Annotated in this window: 15 protein-coding genes; 3 read left to right on the top strand and 12 right to left on the bottom strand. The window is 33.4% G+C overall.

The genetic code is table 11. The features are described 5' to 3' along the window. Window positions 1-108: 108 nt before the first annotated feature. From trpE to ctpC, 4 genes are all read right to left on the bottom strand, one after another. Window positions 109-1,635 (bottom strand): anthranilate synthase component I, encoded by a 1,527-nt coding sequence (gene trpE / locus ACN4EE_RS17915; protein ID WP_431707841.1) that lies wholly within the window; start codon window positions 1,633-1,635, stop codon window positions 109-111. Window positions 1,636-1,933: 298 nt separating this feature from the next. Further along, on the bottom strand, window positions 1,934-2,383 hold the full coding sequence (psbQ, locus tag ACN4EE_RS17910; protein WP_431707840.1) for a photosystem II protein PsbQ: 450 nt from the start codon (window positions 2,381-2,383) through the stop codon (window positions 1,934-1,936). A 129-nt stretch (window positions 2,384-2,512) separates the two neighbouring features. Next, window positions 2,513-3,412 (bottom strand): hypothetical protein, encoded by a 900-nt coding sequence (locus tag ACN4EE_RS17905; protein WP_431707839.1) that lies wholly within the window; start codon window positions 3,410-3,412, stop codon window positions 2,513-2,515. A gap of 110 nt (window positions 3,413-3,522) precedes the next feature. Next, window positions 3,523-4,794 (bottom strand): carboxyl-terminal processing protease CtpC, encoded by a 1,272-nt coding sequence (ctpC, locus tag ACN4EE_RS17900; RefSeq protein ID WP_431707838.1) that lies wholly within the window; start codon window positions 4,792-4,794, stop codon window positions 3,523-3,525. Window positions 4,795-5,101: 307 nt separating this feature from the next. Between ctpC and ACN4EE_RS17895 the strand changes: the two genes are divergently transcribed. Then, window positions 5,102-6,232 (top strand): hybrid sensor histidine kinase/response regulator, encoded by a 1,131-nt coding sequence (locus ACN4EE_RS17895; RefSeq protein ID WP_431707837.1) that lies wholly within the window; start codon window positions 5,102-5,104, stop codon window positions 6,230-6,232. Here ACN4EE_RS17895 and ACN4EE_RS17890 read toward each other — a convergent pair. Continuing rightward, on the bottom strand, window positions 6,167-7,264 hold the full coding sequence (locus ACN4EE_RS17890; RefSeq protein ID WP_431707836.1) for a hybrid sensor histidine kinase/response regulator: 1,098 nt from the start codon (window positions 7,262-7,264) through the stop codon (window positions 6,167-6,169). The genes ACN4EE_RS17895 and ACN4EE_RS17890 overlap by 66 nt on opposite strands. A gap of 610 nt (window positions 7,265-7,874) precedes the next feature. Here ACN4EE_RS17890 and ACN4EE_RS17885 point away from each other — a divergent pair. Continuing rightward, window positions 7,875-9,629, top strand: coding sequence for an ATP-binding protein (locus ACN4EE_RS17885; RefSeq protein ID WP_431707835.1), 1,755 nt, complete (start codon window positions 7,875-7,877; stop codon window positions 9,627-9,629). A gap of 155 nt (window positions 9,630-9,784) precedes the next feature. Here the strand turns inward: ACN4EE_RS17885 and ACN4EE_RS17880 are convergent, their stop codons facing one another. The 6 genes from ACN4EE_RS17880 to ACN4EE_RS17855 all read right to left on the bottom strand — a co-directional run bounded on the left by ACN4EE_RS17880 (window position 9,785) and on the right by ACN4EE_RS17855 (window position 14,604). Then, window positions 9,785-10,750, bottom strand: coding sequence for a polymorphic toxin type 4 domain-containing protein (locus ACN4EE_RS17880; RefSeq protein WP_431707833.1), 966 nt, complete (start codon window positions 10,748-10,750; stop codon window positions 9,785-9,787). Between the two features lie 51 nt (window positions 10,751-10,801). Next, window positions 10,802-11,395, bottom strand: a complete 594-nt coding sequence (locus tag ACN4EE_RS17875; protein ID WP_431707832.1) for a transposase — start codon at window positions 11,393-11,395, stop codon at window positions 10,802-10,804. Window positions 11,396-11,664: 269 nt separating this feature from the next. After that, window positions 11,665-11,880 carry a type II toxin-antitoxin system HicA family toxin gene (locus ACN4EE_RS17870; RefSeq protein ID WP_431707831.1) on the bottom strand — a complete coding sequence of 72 codons (216 nt, stop codon included), beginning with the start codon at window positions 11,878-11,880 and terminating at the stop codon, window positions 11,665-11,667. After that, window positions 11,880-12,122, bottom strand: coding sequence for a type II toxin-antitoxin system HicB family antitoxin (locus ACN4EE_RS17865; protein WP_431707830.1), 243 nt, complete (start codon window positions 12,120-12,122; stop codon window positions 11,880-11,882). Before ACN4EE_RS17865 ends, ACN4EE_RS17870 begins: the two co-directional genes overlap by 1 nt. Window positions 12,123-12,401: 279 nt before the next feature. Continuing rightward, window positions 12,402-12,857, bottom strand: a complete 456-nt coding sequence (locus tag ACN4EE_RS17860) for a DUF2996 domain-containing protein (RefSeq protein ID WP_431707829.1) — start codon at window positions 12,855-12,857, stop codon at window positions 12,402-12,404. Between the two features lie 157 nt (window positions 12,858-13,014). After that, on the bottom strand, window positions 13,015-14,604 hold the full coding sequence (locus ACN4EE_RS17855) for a glycoside hydrolase family 57 protein (RefSeq protein ID WP_431707828.1): 1,590 nt from the start codon (window positions 14,602-14,604) through the stop codon (window positions 13,015-13,017). A gap of 295 nt (window positions 14,605-14,899) precedes the next feature. Here ACN4EE_RS17855 and ACN4EE_RS17850 point away from each other — a divergent pair, with 295 nt between their 5' ends. Further along, on the top strand, window positions 14,900-16,324 hold the full coding sequence (locus ACN4EE_RS17850) for a TolC family protein (protein ID WP_431707827.1): 1,425 nt from the start codon (window positions 14,900-14,902) through the stop codon (window positions 16,322-16,324). 31 nt (window positions 16,325-16,355) lie between these two features. Here ACN4EE_RS17850 and ACN4EE_RS17845 read toward each other — a convergent pair whose 3' ends face one another. Next, entirely contained in the window at window positions 16,356-16,640 is a 285-nt protein-coding gene (locus ACN4EE_RS17845; protein WP_431707826.1) for a hypothetical protein, read from the bottom strand. Window positions 16,641-16,808: the final 168 nt, after the last annotated feature.

Here is a 16,808-nt window from a genome sequence, read left to right as displayed (position 1 = left end):
GCGCACGCAGAAGATTGTTAGAGGAGGCAGGGGGGTGAGGGGGGAGAGGGGGGAGAAAATGCTGAGGTTAGATCATTGACGATTATTGTCTCTGTCGAAGGTGATTTATTAATTAAGGCTACGGATTGCCTCTAATAAACCTCTAGCTTTGTTGAGGGTTTCCTGATACTCTTTTTCGGGCTCAGAATCTGCTACTAATCCTGCACCTGCTTGTACGGATACTCGATGATTGTCTGTGCCTGATATTCTTTCTACAATCATAGTTCTAATGGTTATGGCTGTGTTGAGTTGCCCTTCAAAATCATAATAACCATAAACCCCTGAATAAGCACCTCTCCTTTCGGATTCTAACTCGTTAATAATTTCCATTGCCCGAATTTTAGGAGCACCACTAACAGTACCTGCGGGAAATGCCGCTTTTAATAAATCCCATGCAGAATAAGCTCGATCGAGTTCCCCGATTACATTACTGACAATGTGCATAACGTGGGAATAACGCTCAATCACCATTAATTGATCTACGGTTACACTTCCCTTGACGCACACTCTTCCTAAATCATTACGCCCTAAATCCACTAACATAACGTGTTCAGCAATTTCTTTGGGATCATTTAACAAATCTTGAGCTAAGGCTTGATCTTCGCCATGATTTTTCCCCCTAGGGCGAGTTCCTGCGATCGGTCTTAAAGTAGCTTTAGTAATGCCTTCGGCAGTTTTTTGAGCTTTTACCATCACTTCAGGAGATGAGCCGATAATTTGCCATCCATTAAAGTTATAGTAAGCCATATAAGGAGAAGGATTAATTAAACGGAGCGATCGATATAGTTCAAAAGGATTTCCTTCGTAACTAGACTGCAATTTTTGGGAGATAACCACCTGAAAAATATCTCCAGCCTTGATATATTCCTTCGCTTTTTCTACATTCTGACAAAACTTTTCTTTTGTTGTGTTGCTTTGATAAGTATGGTGAGCTTCACCATGATTTGTAGGATTAAATTCCAAAGGTTTTGCTAAAACAGGGAGCGGTAATTGTAACTTGAGAACCAATCTAGTAATTTTGTCACAAGCCTGTTGATAAATTTCTTCTAAAGTCAAATCTGACTGTCTTAAATCCGCATAGGCGATCGCCCAAATTTTGCGTTTAACTTGGTCAAAAATCAATAAATTATCCACCTGCATCCAAACACCATCAGGCAATTCCCCTTCTTGGGGAGGATAAATTTTTACCTTTGGTTCAATCCACGAAATCAACTCATAACCCCAATAACCAAACAAACCGCCAATACCTGCGGGTAACTCTGGTAAATTGACAGGTTTAATGGATTCTAGGCACTCCGTGACAATATCAAAAGGATTACCAGTGAAAACATCTACTTTACCGTCTCGATGAAACTGTTGAGTTCGATCGCCCCTTGCTTCCAAAACCCATACAGGATCACACCCCAGAAAACTATACCTTCCCAAATTTTCGCCACCCTCCACCGACTCTAACAAAAAACTATAGGGTCGATCGGCACATACCTTATACCATGCCGACACAGGTGTTTCTAAATCAGCCACCAATTCTCGATAGATAGGGATAAAATTACCTTTTGTTGTCAACGTTGAAAATGTGGAAAAATCAGGAAAAATCATGGCAAAAATGAGGAATTAGACGTGAGGAATTAAGAAACGATCATTACACAAAAATTTTGTAGGTTGGGTTAGAGCTTATCGTAACCCAACAAAACATCACCTAGTTTATTTAGAATTGATTTAATAAACTGATATTAACCCTTGAGCAAAAGAGATAGTCAAAACAAAGAAGTTAGCATGGCTCGATCGATTTGCTATTCTAAATCATACAGGATTTATGCAAACATAATGGGTCATTGCGAGGAACGAAGCAATCTCTCAATAGATATTTTAAGACAGAAACGTAAATCCAGAATTATTAACTATTACTAGGAACGAGATTTAAGAAAGCTTCCAAATCTTTAACCGCTTCCAAGTATTGAGATTGAGCGATAACACTATTACGATCTTTAGCCGCCGCATCAATTCTTTCAAAATGACCAAATAACTCCTTAGCCAAATCTTGAGCAGGTTTTTGATCCTTCACTAATAATTTTCTGCTCAATACATTCATATCTTGACGTAATTGTCCTAAAGGACCATGAATAAAAGTTCTGGTATTAGTCCAATTTTCAGCTTGAATAAAACCTTTGAGGGTTTCCATTTGTTCTCTGGCAGTGGCTACAGGTTCACGGAAAGGCTGTAATTGAGCGATTTTTTCGGGAGTATAAACCGTAGGAATTTTTGCTTGACTAGGACTACTACAGCTAACTAATAAAGTGGTGACTAATATCAATACTAAAGAGAGAATCGGACGAAATAATCTCATAATTTAACTCTTTTATCTAAATTTTTTATGGTTTATAGTCTATTGTCTATGGTTAACCTAACCTTGTCAATCTTATAAGCTAGAACGCATCTAAGTTTACTAATGAGGGTAGGTATCAGGCATCAGGTATCAGGTTTCTTTGTTGAGGAGTTCGATCGAATATAAATCATCGACGGTAAGATGAAAATTTAATTGTAGAAATCGGTTGATTTTTAATAATTCAGTAGGGAATCCTCGCACATCAAAATTATTTTTTTGTAATTTTTTCACCAGTTGATAATTTTTATTTTTTACCAACATTCTTTCTTCTAAATCCCTTTCTTCGGGAGATAAATGATCTAAAGATAATAAAATTAAGATACCTTCATTAAGTTGTTTAATCTGATTGTGAGTTAAGGGAATAGTTTGTAAAATACTCCTCTTTAAAATGTTATTTTTAGTCGGCTCTTTTTCTGATATTAGAGAATTTATTTGAGAATTATTAACTTGATTAAAATAGTTTTTGATAGTAGTAATTAATTGAGTTTCATTTTCGATTAATTTTTTAGATAAAATGGCTATTCTACCTGAATCCCCTAACGCTGTATGAATTTTTAATAATTTTTTTTCGTCTTCTTTTAAGAATATAGCTTCTTTGAGTAATTCATTCTCAAGGTTAAAAATTGTGTCAACTACCTCTAAAGATAAACGATGATTATTTGTTAATGTCGCAATATTTTCTTGTAAATCTTCAATGGTAAATTGATTTAATTCAACTTTTGCTTGGTTTAAAATCTTGATGTCTTGACGGCTATCCCAAAATAATAAAGTATTAAAATTATATTTTTGACTAATTTCAATTATTATTTCTCTAAGTTCTTTAAATACTAATTCAATATCATGATTATAATCAAATATATGATGCTTACAATTTAATTTTTTTTGATTACTAAACCATGAATAACCGATTTCTGTGGGTTGTTTATATATCTTATCTCCGATTTTTTTATCTTTAAATTCTAAGTCGATACAAGCAATTTTATTTTTCATTTCTAATTCTTACAATCTTGAATAAGATTGCTTCAGATTGCTTCGTAAACTCGCAATAACAATCAAAAGAGATTGTTTTATAATATTCACTATTCACTATTCACTATTTACTAATTTGGTTTTCGAGCAATTTGTTGAGAAAGAATTTGTACAGCTTTTCTGAATTGGGCATCATCCATTGTACCGATTTTAGTGCGATCTTGAATCAAAATTTCTCTGTCTTGCTCACTCATTTCATAAATTATATCAGGGGTAATACCTTGTTTATTAATGTCTCGCCCGTCAGGGGTTAAGTATTTAGCGATCGTAACTGCCATACCTGAGCCATCCCCTAAACCGCGCACGGATTGAACTAAGCCTTTACCGAAGGTTTGAGTACCTACCACAACCCCTCGTCCGTGATCTTGTATTGCTCCTGCAAGAATTTCACTGGCACTAGCTGAACCACCGTCCACTATGACGATAACAGGTTTATTCGTCAAAGCTGTACCGTTAGCACTGTGGGCATCCACTTCTCCAACTCGATCGACCGTAGTAACAATTCGACCTTCATTAATAAACATTCGTGCAATTTCCACACTGGAATACAATAAACCGCCGGGGTTCGATCGTAAATCGAGGATATAACCAGCGACATTATTTTTTTCACCCTCTAAAATAGCCTGTCTCATCTCGGCGGCGGCATTACTGCTAAACTGCACTAAACGAATATAATCGAATTTGCCTATATCTGGACTCTGTTCAATTCTTGCTCTGACAGGGTGAATTTCAATTTTAGCTCTAGTAATTGTAAAATTCATCATTTCACCATCCCGCTCGATGACTAAATCAACGCTAGTACCGGGTTTGCCTCGAATCATCGATACCGCATCATTTAATTCCATCCCCTCCGTATTTTTACCATCAATTTTGCGGATAATATCCTTAGAAATAATACCCGCAGAAAAAGCAGGGGTATCTTCAATGGGCGAAATTACCACAATATTTTTACTTTCTTCTTCTTTCGTAATTTGAATGCCTATCCCCGTTAATTCTCCTGATGTGTCAATCTGCATCGTTTTAAATTCTTCAGGATTCATAAAACGAGTATAAGGGTCGTTGAGCTTTTTAAGCATTTCTCGAATGGCTTCGTAGGCTTGTTCCTTATCACTATACTCTTTGCCTAAATATTCTTTTCGGACTTCTCGCCAATCTTCACCGTTAAAAGTGGCATCAACATATCTCCGATTTATAACTTGCCATACTTCGTCCACTAATTCTTTAGGGCTATCTTGAAAAAAAGCCTGACTTTGGGAAAATCGAAGCCCAAAACCTGTTATTGCTACACTGGAAACAGCTAACGCAGTTGTACCTAGAATTAATCCACGTTTAGTGATATTCATATTCTCAAATCTTTAATCAAAACTTATAAGGGGATGGAATCAAACTTTTTAACTAAAATTGTACTTGTTGAATTTAAACAGAGTAAAATGGTTTCTAACTAAAAAGTGCTTATTTTTATTTGATGTTAACACAATTAATTAGAAATTCGGGAAGTTGAAGATAATGGATAATTTATCAAAACTTAAATAACAATCGTTTCTTGTCAAAAAAACAAAATAGTTTGAATAACTTTAATTTTTAAGCCAATGTGTCAATTGCAATCATGGGAAAATATTATTATCACTAATGCCATAGGGGGAAAAGTCATTGAATAAGCAATATTCTCTATTAATTATAGACGATGATCCTAATAATTTTGATGTGATTGAAGGCTTACTTTATAAGTATAACTATAGCTTATATTATCTTACCAGTGGTATTGGCATCTTAGAACAATTAGCAATGATTAAGCCTGATTTGATTCTTTTAGATGTGATGATGCCAGATTTAAACGGTATAGAAGTGTGTAAAATTATCAAAGCTGATCAACGTTGGAAATCGATCCCCATTATCATGGTGACAGCATTAGAAGAGAAAAAAGATTTAGCTTTATGTCTCGATGCTGGTGCTGATGATTTTATTAGTAAACCCGTTAATAGTATTGAATTATCGGCTAGGGTTAATTCTATGTTGAGAATCAAACAACAATATGACTTTTTACAAGAATCCCTGATGCTTAGGCAAGAAATGACAAATATAATAATTCATGATTTGCGTAATCCTTTAGCTAATATTCTTCTTTGTGCAGGTATTTTAAAAATGCCTAATATTTCCCCTAATATTTCTACCGCAAAAATAGACGAAATTATTACATCGAGTCAAGTTTTAAATAATCAAATTGATAATTTATTACAAATGGCAAAAATTCAATCAGGTAAAATCATTTTAGATTATGAGCTTACTAATATTAATCAATTCTTGATAACCAGTATTGATGATTTTAAAACTATTGCTCAGTCTAAAAATATTGAGTTATTACTTAATCTACCTTCTGATGATATAACTGTTTATTTCGATCGACAAATAATGAAAAGAGTGTTAGACAACTTGTTATCTAATGCTATTAAATTCTCACCTAAAAATAGTAATGTAATTTGTCAACTTAACTATTTAGAATCAGATACAATACAAATTAAAATTATCGATACTGCTATTCCTATTCCCGATGAAAAAAAAGAAGTAATTTTTGAAAAATATCAAATAGGTTTACCTCTCAAAGGAGTTAAACAAATTGGTTTAGGTTTAGCGTTTTGTAAACTTGGAATCGAAGCTCATCATGGGATCATCAGAGTAGAAAATAATCCTGATGGTGGAAATATATTTATTATAGAATTATCCTTGGGGCAACATAATATGGACGATCGTTTGACGATTAGCAAAACTTTCAATCATCATTGAACCTTGATAAATTTCTAATATTTTTTTGACTATAGCTAACCCCATACCAAAACCTTCATAATGATCTAAACTTTGATTAAAAGGAATAAAATTTTCTACTTCTTTGAGTTTTTTAGGACTTATTCCTTTACCCTCATTAATAATAAAAAGGTTGCAAAAATTTTCATCATTAATACTGGTTAAAATTTTAATTTTATCTCCATCCTTAGAAAATTTAAAGGAGTTATCTAATAATTCTGTGACAATTTTATAAAAATCAGTTTCCGCCATATTAATTGTCATTTCTTCTAAATCTAAAATTAAGTCATTTTCTCGATCGACTTTTTGTGCTTGAATCTTGGCAAAAGTTAATAAAATACTTTTAGTTAAACACTTGTAATTTTGACGACGAATTTCGTTTAATTTATGGGGATTGTTAGTAATAAATTCTAAATAAAGATAAAGAATAAATTTTTCACTAATATTATGTAATTTTTGAGAAGATTCTAACAAAGTTTGTGCCATTTCTTTGATTTCTTCGATCGACATGGTGTCAGCATATTCTTTGAGAAGATTTGCAGACAAAATCATGCCATTCAGAGGAGTATATAATTCATGGGGAAAAGCCTTTTGAATTTTTAAACCAAGTTCTCTTAATTCTTTGTTATTATTTTCTTTAATTTTAGCTTGTTTTTTCAGACGAATTTGAATTGCTTTTAATAATTCTTCAGGAGAAAAAGGTTTAGCTAAGTAATCATCAGCACCTAACTCCATACCTTTCCGAAAATCAAGTCTATCTGATTTTGCCGTTAAAAAAATGAAAGGAATAGTATCAATAATTTTATATTTTTTCAGCTCCATTAAAACTTGATAACCGTCTAAATTAGGCATCATTACATCACAAAGAATAAGATCGGGTTTTTCTTCCTTTGCTAATTCTATGCCAGTTCTACCATCGTCAGCAATAATTGTAAAATAATCTGATAAATCTAAAATTTGTTTAATATTTTTAGCGATATTTATTTCATCTTCAATAACTAAAATTTTATACATAATTTTTTCTAATTTTAAAAAATAAACCCTTGAATTGCCAAGAAAAAATTTATGATCGAAAAAAAATATAAAAATATCTTGATTGTTCTTTATTATAAAGCATTCACAACAAAATATAGCAATCAGGAATCATTTATGAGAAATAAATTATTAGAACAAAAATATCGAAGATATGACTAATCTTGCCTCTTGCCTTCTATGATAAGAGAATTCTAATTCTCACAACTCATAACTGACTGCTATAGTCTGGAGATAATGATCATAATATTTTTTTGATGAGAAAGAAAGTATATCCTCACAGGGGGGATATTTTATTAAAAAAACACTACAATTAACGATCGATTAGAGGTTTAAAACTATCGAAAATATTTTCTTGCAAAATCTAAAAATACTCCCCTCAACCTTGTCTTTTTATTACAAATCGTAAGTATAATCACAATTTTTCTAATAATTTTACAGGATTTTTTTGTTTATATTTTTCCATCACTGTTATAATTTAGTTTAAAAGTATTTTTGCTTAACCCTAAAAATTGTTAACAAAACTTGATAAAGTTTTATCACATAAGTTATGTATGTTTTTTTTGTAATTTAAAAAGCAGGAGGAGGAATAATGTTTGATGGAAATATCTCTTCTTTATTTTCTATAAATAATCAACAGAAATTAATGGAGATTATTAATAATCTTCCTTCCTTAAATGCTGAGGAGATATTGAACTTAGTGGAATTATTGAGTAAAAAAATTGAAAGTTTAGAGAATCAATTGACAGAAATAAATAATTTGTCTTCTTTAACAAAAACTTTTGATAGCTTACAGGATATTAATATTTTATTTATTGAAGATAATCTTGTTTCCGCTAAAATTTTTGCACAAAGATTAGCTTTAGAAACAGAATATCAATTTAATTTAACTCATAAAATTTCCCTACAACAAGGATTTGAAATTATTAAGAAAAAAGGTCAAAAATATTTTGATTTAGTGATTTTAGACCTCAATTTACCTGATAGTTACGGGTTGAATACCTTAAGAGAATTTAAAAAAAATTTTAGACATATCCCTGTGATTGTTTTAACGGGAGATTATCAAAAACAATTAGCTTTAGAAAGTATCAAAATAGGTGCGCAAGATTATTTGGTAAAACAATATTATTTAGGAAACAAAAATATTCCCCATGATGTTTTTATGTTACCTTTATTAAGTGCCATAGAAAGACAAGAAAAAGAGAATCGATTAGCCCATCAAAATTTACAAATTTATTTAACTAATGAAAAATTAAAACAATCTCAAGAGGTTGTAGATCAAAATTTAGCGACTTTTGATGTGGCGGTGGATGGATTAGCTATTTTACAGCACGATCGATATACTTACATGAATAAGGCACATTTAACGATGTTTGGTTATGAAAATTTGCAAGAATTACCTGATAATAATTGGCGTAGTTTTTATTTTGAAGATGAAATAGAAAATTTTGAGAACAATATTTTCCCTAGTTTAATCAAAAATAAAGTGTGGAGTGGAGAGGCTATTGCCAAAAGAAAAGATGGTTCAACTTTTCCTCAAGAATTATCCTTAACTTTGACGGATAAAAATTATTTAATCTGTGTTTGTCGAGATATTACGGAAAGAAAAAAATCAGAACAAATTTTAAAAGAAGCTCTTTTGAAAGCTGAGGAAGTCAACGAATTAAAATCTCGTTTAATCACTTTAACAAGTCATGAATTTCGGACTCCTTTAACGGTAATTGCTTCTTCTGTTGGTATATTAAAAACTTTTGGACATAAATTATCTGATGAAAGTAAACAAGAGCATTTTACAACCATCGAAACTTATATTGAGCATACCACTAAATTATTAGATGATATTTTATTAATTAATAGAGCGGAAAGTCAACAATTAAGTTATCATCTTGAACCTATTAATATTGCTAATTTTTGCTATACTTTAGTTAAGGAAATTCAGCAAACTTATGGTGAGTATAAAATTGTTTTTCAAGTCAATAATAAAGAAAATTTAACCACAAAAGAATACGATCGAAATTTAGATAAAAAACTCCTAACTCAAATTTTAACGAATCTAATTTCTAATAGTGTGAAATATTCTGGTGATAATAAAATCATAGATGTAGTTTTAACGATTCAACCTAAAAATATTATATTAGAAGTGATCGATCGAGGTATTGGCATTCCTTTAGAAACTCAAGCAAATTTATTTACTACATTTTATCGTGGGAAAAATGTGGGCAATATTCAGGGTACTGGGTTAGGATTATCGATCGTCAAGGAATGTGTAAACTTACTTAAAGGCACAATTTCCGTTAAAAGTAAAGTAAATGAAGGTACAACTGTATCGATAAATATACCCTGCTAAATAGTGTATAGTTTTTCATTTTTCATTCTTCATTCCTAATGCTTTTTCATCATCCTCTATTTATGATCGATCGACCTATATACCCGAACTTCCCTCCGATGGAGATTTTTTGGAAATAGCTAAAAAATTAGGGCAAGATCATAATTGGTCAGAATTTAACGCAAAAAGCGTTCAAGATCGTCAGTATAAGGTTGCGCTGATACAGTAATTCTAGGGGTTTTTACCTCCTTCTTATCATCTTCTTTTTTACTATCTTCTTTCTTGCTATCTTCCTTCTTGTTATCTTTAATGTTTTCAAGTTCAATCTTGTCAACTTCAATGGAAGCCTCAAAAAGTCTTGTCCGTTTACCATTAATTTCAACTTCTAGCTTATAATCAATTGATTTAAGAAGAGACGGTTCTTTTTTGTCAGCTTTTTCGTGAGCTTTAGTTTCGGTAGTTAGTAAAAGTTTAGCATCTGGACGTAGTTGATCTCGAATATCTCTTATATATCGCTCAATACCATGATTTTGTAATTTTAAATTGACTTCTTTCGGTGCGTAGAGAATACCCTCTTTCATTTCATTTCCTAGCCCCGCACCCTGACTATGGGATCTTTGGAAATCGACTAATCCAACTCGACTAGGTGGTAAAAGGATTTTTTCATAGCCTTTTCGATCGGTAGCTGGTTTAACTTCATTACATATAATAACAGACCCTTCTGCTGTTGTTCTAACCTCCCCCGGTTGTATTTGTTTCGGCGTTTCTAGTGCGTTAGCATCCTTCCCTTCTCTTTGTGCTTTAAAAATCTCAAATTTTGCGTTAAAGTCATCAAGGGCTTCTTTACCTGTTTTTGGTTTCTCAGCAGATGTTTCTACTTTATCGGTAATTTCCTTTCCTTCTCTTTGTGCTTTAAAAATCTCAAATTTTGCGTTAAAGTCATCAAGGGCTTCTTTACCTGTTTTTGGTTTCTCAGCAGATGTTTCTACTTTATCGGTAATTTCCTTTCCTTCTCTTTGTGCTTTAAAAATCTCAAATTTTGCGTTAAAGTCATCAAGGGCTTCCTTACCTGTTTTCGGTTTTTCGACAGATGTTTCTAGTTTTTGTTGTTCAATTTGTTTTTTATAACTTTCAATACTCATAAATTTAACCACATATTACATTTTTATCTATTTATTTATTTTATTGTATTCTTATTTTTGAAAATATTTCAGAGGAGGATCGTCTTCGTTTTTTATATCTTCTAACATGGCAATAGTTGTAGAATTTGCGTGATGTTTTTTTTGATTTTTAACATATTCGATCGCTTGAGATAAATTTTTCTGACTGATAGAAAAAACACCATAACCTTTTTGCCATTGAAAAGGGGAAAAATATTTTTCGGTGAGATAATGAGATGTACTTCCTTTAATTTTTTGCACATATTCAGAGATGGATATTTTAGGAGGAATAGAAACAATAACTTGGTTAATACTTTGGGGATTATTATAGGTAGTATGAAGTCGCCCTAACAAATAAACATAAATACGTTTATGAGTCTCATGGAGGTTAAATCTCAGAGAATAAGTAACATCTCCACTACCACGCCATAATCCTGAGACAAATTGCGTCCATCGTTTAGAATGTTCTTGAATGCGATCGGACGGTTCTTTACCTAGTAGAGTATGATCGAGAAGAAAATCAGGCAAAAAGGGAATATAGACACCAAAAAGAAAACCTTTAGCGGTATCTAAAGTATCTGAAGAAAGATTAGAGTAGAGGCGAGATGAATCCTCATTTTGATTCATAAAATTAAAAGAATTGCTTTTGTTTATAAAGTGATACTCATTTTCTGATAATTACGTTATTGATTTTTCGAGGTACTAACTTATGATTTTTGATATTTATATGATGACAAATTTTTTCAGGATTGTAGAGTTTTAAATATTAATTAAATTAATCACTGTGATAAGAAATGCTGATTAAATTGGGTACTATCGTCTATCCCTAGAATACTAAAACTGTGAAAAACTGGCCAATTATAAGTCCTGAAACTATTTTATTCATATTTATATTATTAATTTTCCCAGTCTTCTTTTGCAATTTTTGCTTGACGTAATATTCTAGCTAATAAAGGCGAACTAATATCTTTTTGATGGGGATTAGGAATAGTTAATCTCAAATTTTCTTTGATCATATATTGATGTTTTCCGCCCGAATAAGGACCATCAAAACCAAACTTTTTTAAACAGCGAATTAATTGTTTTCTACTAATCGGATTTAGTTCTGACATTAGGCTACTTTTTCTTTTAAATTAAGATCAATTCCATCTAAGACGGGCAAAAAATGTCCTTTTTGTAAGCCTAAAATAATCCATCCCTCTAAAGTATTTTGCAGTTCATCTCGACATCCTTCTAAAGTAGAATGATTACTCCAGACTCCTCCACACACAGGAATTTCACCATAATAAGTATTATCTTCTAACAACTCGTAGGTTGCTTGTTTCATTGCTATAGCGATGTATTCTGTTAACATTAATGATACATAAACAAATAAAATCTTGTCAGTATAATAACATATTCACACCAACACCAAAAAGCACCCCTAACTTAATAGAGAGTGCCTTTTGATTATTTATTTAGTTGTTTCCAACCTATGATTTTTAGACTTTATTTCGGGGTTTTAGCCTCAATTCGATCGAACTCTAATGGGATGCTCTTGAAACTATGTAGAACTGCATCGAATTGAGATTTATAGAGATGGGAAAATGGGAGAAATACCTAATACCTTAGTTCATCAGTTTTTTTCGCTATTTCAATTTCTAGCTAACCATTTTTGACCATTTAAGCGCTTCAGGGTAAATAACACCATCAAATCAAGACTAGCTTTGCGCTCATCAATCATAAAGGATTCGATCGTACTGGGTTTTTGTCCGTCAGTACTACAAGAAAAAGCCTTTTGCCCGTTGATATTTTCCTCAAGGAAATAGAGAGAAAATTGACGATTTTTGAGATTACCCACCACTTGCCAACACTCAGGATTCGACTCAAAACCCTTAATGGGAATTTTAGCTTTCACAAAATCCACTTGTATATCTTCTAAACCCTGTTTTTCTAAAGCCGTTTTGAGAGTCGGAGTAAAATGTTGCTCCATAAACTCAGTAAAAGGCTTATCTTCTAAAGCAGGAGGCTTAACTTTTTTAGCAGGAGCGGTTTTTGCTTCCGTTGCTTCGGGTTTTTTTGTAGTTTCTACTTTAGTTTCTTCAGTCATAATTTTAATTATTAAATAATTTCTTGAAGGCTTAACGCCATTAACCCCTAAATTTTAAATATACAATTAATTTAATAAGGGATAGAAAACATTATTGACACAAGAGAAAAAATTTGTGAAAAATAATTGTTAATTGTTCATTGTTAATTGTTCATTGTTAAAGAGGACGATAAACACGATAATCGATGTTAGGGAAAATGTTATCAATTTTTTCCACTTTTTCTAACCAACCAGAATCAATTTTTTCAGCCCAAATATCATCATAGAGTTTATTTAGTCTCAGTAAATGACTCTTAGTTCGTCTTACTGCATAAGGCACCATTGTACCAGTGCGCATGATAAATGCCCAATCGGAAGACTGTGCTAATAACAATTCTCTGGCGGCTTGATTTAATGCCTTTAATTGTAACTCGTCTTCTGGTTCTTTAGTGGACAAATGAATCATTTTTTCTGCCGCTTTGTGTAAATGAGGGTAAACCCAAGCGTTAGTATGATTTAACCAATATTCATGGAAACCTTTATAACCCCAGCTAGATTGAGAGGGAATTGCTACCTGTTGGGTGGGATGTCCTTTCAAATAATCCGCTAGGTGTATCATATACAAGGAATCTTGATCAAACCACGCTTTACGGAATAAAAAGTCGATGAATTGAGGTCCTTCATACCACCAATGACCATATAGTTCTGCGTCATAGGGAGATACTACGATCGGCTCTCGTTGCATCATTCCTGCTAGGTGTTGCACCTGTTGAACACGATTGTATAAAAAGTTTCCTGCGTGTTCTGCTGCTTTTTCCCTTGCCCAATAGGGATCATATAAGGCTTTGTCGGATAAACCAGCTTGACGACTGGTGATTTTGTGATATTTTACCCCCACATTTTTCCGTTGACCATTGGGCATGATATAGGGTTTAATATAATCATAATCGGCTTCCCAACCTAAATCTTTGTAAAATTCTCGATAAACTGGATCACCCGGATAGCCTACTTCTGATGACCAAACCTGTTGAGATGATTCATGATCTCGTCCAAATACTGCTACTCCTGTTTCGGTGAAAATGGGGGCATAAGTACCAAAACGAGGACGAGGACGAGCGTATAATAAACCATGACCATCCGTCAAGAAATAGCGCAACCCTGCATCGGCTAACATTCTTTCTAAACCTTCGTAGTAGGCACATTCAGGCAACCAAATACCACGAGGGCGAATGCCGAAATTTTCTTCATAACTTTGACAAGCAACCTCAATTTGCGCCCATACCGCTTGAGGGTACATTTTCATTAGGGGTAAATAACCGTGAGTTGCACCGCAGGTAATAATTTCAACGTTGTTGCTGTCTTGAAATTTCTTGAATGCCCCTACTAAGTCACCCTTATATCTTTCCCATGTTTTACGGGTTTCGCTAAATTCTTGAGCATAATATTCAGCTAGGTATTTTATATGCCCGTTATGCTCATTATGCTCGATTTCTTTTTCAACTAATTCTTGTAGTTTTTCTAAATGTTCGCTATATCTTTCTTGTAATAATTTATCTTTGAGCATAGACACTAAGGGAGGTGTCATACTCATGGTAATTTTAAAGTCAACTCCATCTCGTTTTAAGCCTTCAAAAACATGGAGTAAAGGGATATAAGTTTCGGTGATTGCTTCATACAACCACTCCTCTTCTAAGACATAATCACTTTCGGGATGGCGAACAAATGGTAAATGTGCGTGTAGCACGAGGGCGAGGTAGCCAAGAGCCATAATATGTCAATAACTATTTGCTAGTTTTTACAGGTGAGCAGATTTAATAATAAATACTATCTGTCATTAGAATTTTACGCTAAAATGAGCGATGTTTTACATTAATTCTCTTAAAATAATGATCAATTTTTGATTCAATTTCAGGGTAATGGGATATGATCCCCTTTAGTCATTCAAAATTTTTGATCGCCAAAGGCAGCGCTGTGCGATCGAACCCTTAATCTAGTATTATATTCTACATTCTCAAAACTATATTTTATAATCTCTATTAAAAAGTAATCATCTTTATATACAAATGTCTTATTTAAAAAGTTTTCCTTTACTTCTTAGTGCCTTATGTTTAAATTTGGGTTATATAAATCCCATCATGGCTCAATCAGTGGATTCTAGTGCTAGTCTCGATCGATTTAACCCCAATCCTAACCCTTTACAGTTTCCCACCAAACCCAAGGAGGTAGAAATTGAGCAAACCCAGTCTATTAGCTTAGAAGAAGCCATCGAAATTGCCCTCAAAAACAATAAAGACTTACAAGCGGCTCGAATTGAGCTACAAAAAGCCGAAGATGGTTTAAGGGCATCCCAAGGGGCAGAATTACCCACTGTGGACGGACAATTAGAGTTTAACCAAGGGGGGCAAGATACATCTCCTCAAGGGGGTGACGTTTTTCGTCATCAAACTCGTTTTTTAGGGGGCTTGGAGGTAGGTTATGACTTGTATAGCGGTGGTCGTCGCAGTGCTTCGATCGAACGCTCCCGTAGAGAAATTTATTTTAATAAACTAGACGTAGAGCGTATATCTGAAGAAACCCGTTTTAACGTCACTAACTCTTACTATGAATTACAAAATAGAGATGCTCAAGTAGCCATTGCCCAAGCCGCCATCGAAGACTTTTCTCAAACCCTAAGAGATGCTCAATTACTCGAACAAGCAGGATTAGGCACAAGATTTGACGTTTTACAAGCCGAAGTGGATTTAGCCAACGCTAATCAAGCTTTAACGGTAGCCATTTCCAATCAAAGAAACGCTAGGCGCACTTTAGCCGAAGTATTAAGTATAGGTCAAAATGTCGAGTTAACCGCCGCCGATGAAATTACGGAAAAAGGAGTATGGCAATATACCCTAGAAGATAGTATCGTTATGGCTTTTAAAAATAGAGCAGAATTACAACAATTATTAGTCAGAAGGGAAATTAACGCTCAAAATCGAGAAATTGCTTTATCAGAAACTCGCCCCCAAGTTGGCTTATTTGCAGGTTATAATTTTACTGGTACAGCCGCCGATACTTTAAATAATACAGGCTTTGCCAATGGTTATAATGTTGGTGCAAGACTGCGTTGGCGATTCTATGATGGTGGTACAGCAAGGGCAAGGGGAGATCAAGAAACCCGTAATATCGAGATTGACGAAACTAATTTTGCCGATCAACGCAATAAAATTAGGTTGCAAGTAGAAACTGCTTACAATACCATGATTGCTAATAAAGAAAATATAGGAAGTACTGAAAAAGCTGTTACTACAGCTACTGAAAGCCTCCGTTTAGCAAGATTAAGATTTCAAGCAGGAGTTGGCACACAAACGGACGTTATCAACGCCCAAAGAAGTTTAACGGAAGCTAGAGGGAATTTTTTACAGGCGATTATCGGTTACAATCAATCTTTAAACGAATTACAAAGAGCCGTCAGTAACCTTCCTGATGGTAACTTATTTCAAGTGAGATAATTTTTAGTATATTTCAAGTATCTTTAATTCATTAACCGATAGGCTGCGCTAAAAATTTGACTATTAACGTAATTGTTGCGATTAATAACCCACTAACCACACTAATCAAAATACCTCGATTAGTAAACTCAAGATTATCAAGTCTTTTACTAAAACCTTCTTGATTACCCTTAATTGAGGCTATTTCTACTCTCATATCATTTAACTTGTTATCTACTTGCTCAAAACGAGAGTCTATTTTTTCATTGACTTGCTCAAATTTAGAGTTAATTAAATCCTTTAACTCTCTTAAGTCATTATCTGTTACTGTACTCATGGTAAAATCCTCTTAGTTTTAAGTCATTGCTTAGGATTGACACTCCCACGACTGAAGTATGTGGGATTCTTGGTTCATAGAGGTTGCTTACCCTGACAGGTATTGCTACCAATCAAAATAGAGGCATCCTCTCCCCAAGCGTTTATTGCCTTAAAGACAAAAGTTCCC

The organism is Geminocystis sp. CENA526 (assembly GCF_050753365.1).
Taxonomy (GTDB): domain Bacteria; phylum Cyanobacteriota; class Cyanobacteriia; order Cyanobacteriales; family Cyanobacteriaceae; genus Geminocystis.
Note: the sequence above shows the minus strand (reverse complement) of the source record. Positions and strands in the feature narration are given on the sequence as shown.

Excerpts from the sequence above, each read along its gene's own strand:
- trpE (WP_431707841.1), bottom strand. The coding sequence starts at position 1,635 with ATGATTTTTCCTGATTTTTCCACATTTTCAACGTTGACAACAAAAGGT.
- psbQ (WP_431707840.1), bottom strand. The coding sequence starts at position 2,383 with ATGAGATTATTTCGTCCGATTCTCTCTTTAGTATTGATATTAGTCACC.
- ACN4EE_RS17905 (WP_431707839.1), bottom strand. The coding sequence starts at position 3,412 with ATGAAAAATAAAATTGCTTGTATCGACTTAGAATTTAAAGATAAAAAA.
- ctpC (WP_431707838.1), bottom strand. The coding sequence starts at position 4,794 with ATGAATATCACTAAACGTGGATTAATTCTAGGTACAACTGCGTTAGCT.
- ACN4EE_RS17890 (WP_431707836.1), bottom strand. The coding sequence starts at position 7,264 with ATGTATAAAATTTTAGTTATTGAAGATGAAATAAATATCGCTAAAAAT.
- ACN4EE_RS17885 (WP_431707835.1), top strand. The coding sequence starts at position 7,875 with ATGTTTGATGGAAATATCTCTTCTTTATTTTCTATAAATAATCAACAG.
- ACN4EE_RS17880 (WP_431707833.1), bottom strand. The coding sequence starts at position 10,750 with ATGAGTATTGAAAGTTATAAAAAACAAATTGAACAACAAAAACTAGAA.
- ACN4EE_RS17875 (WP_431707832.1), bottom strand. The coding sequence starts at position 11,395 with ATGAATCAAAATGAGGATTCATCTCGCCTCTACTCTAATCTTTCTTCA.
- ACN4EE_RS17870 (WP_431707831.1), bottom strand. The coding sequence starts at position 11,880 with ATGTCAGAACTAAATCCGATTAGTAGAAAACAATTAATTCGCTGTTTA.
- ACN4EE_RS17865 (WP_431707830.1), bottom strand. The coding sequence starts at position 12,122 with ATGTTAACAGAATACATCGCTATAGCAATGAAACAAGCAACCTACGAG.
- ACN4EE_RS17860 (WP_431707829.1), bottom strand. The coding sequence starts at position 12,857 with ATGACTGAAGAAACTAAAGTAGAAACTACAAAAAAACCCGAAGCAACG.
- ACN4EE_RS17855 (WP_431707828.1), bottom strand. The coding sequence starts at position 14,604 with ATGGCTCTTGGCTACCTCGCCCTCGTGCTACACGCACATTTACCATTT.
- ACN4EE_RS17850 (WP_431707827.1), top strand. The coding sequence starts at position 14,900 with ATGTCTTATTTAAAAAGTTTTCCTTTACTTCTTAGTGCCTTATGTTTA.
- ACN4EE_RS17845 (WP_431707826.1), bottom strand. The coding sequence starts at position 16,640 with ATGAGTACAGTAACAGATAATGACTTAAGAGAGTTAAAGGATTTAATT.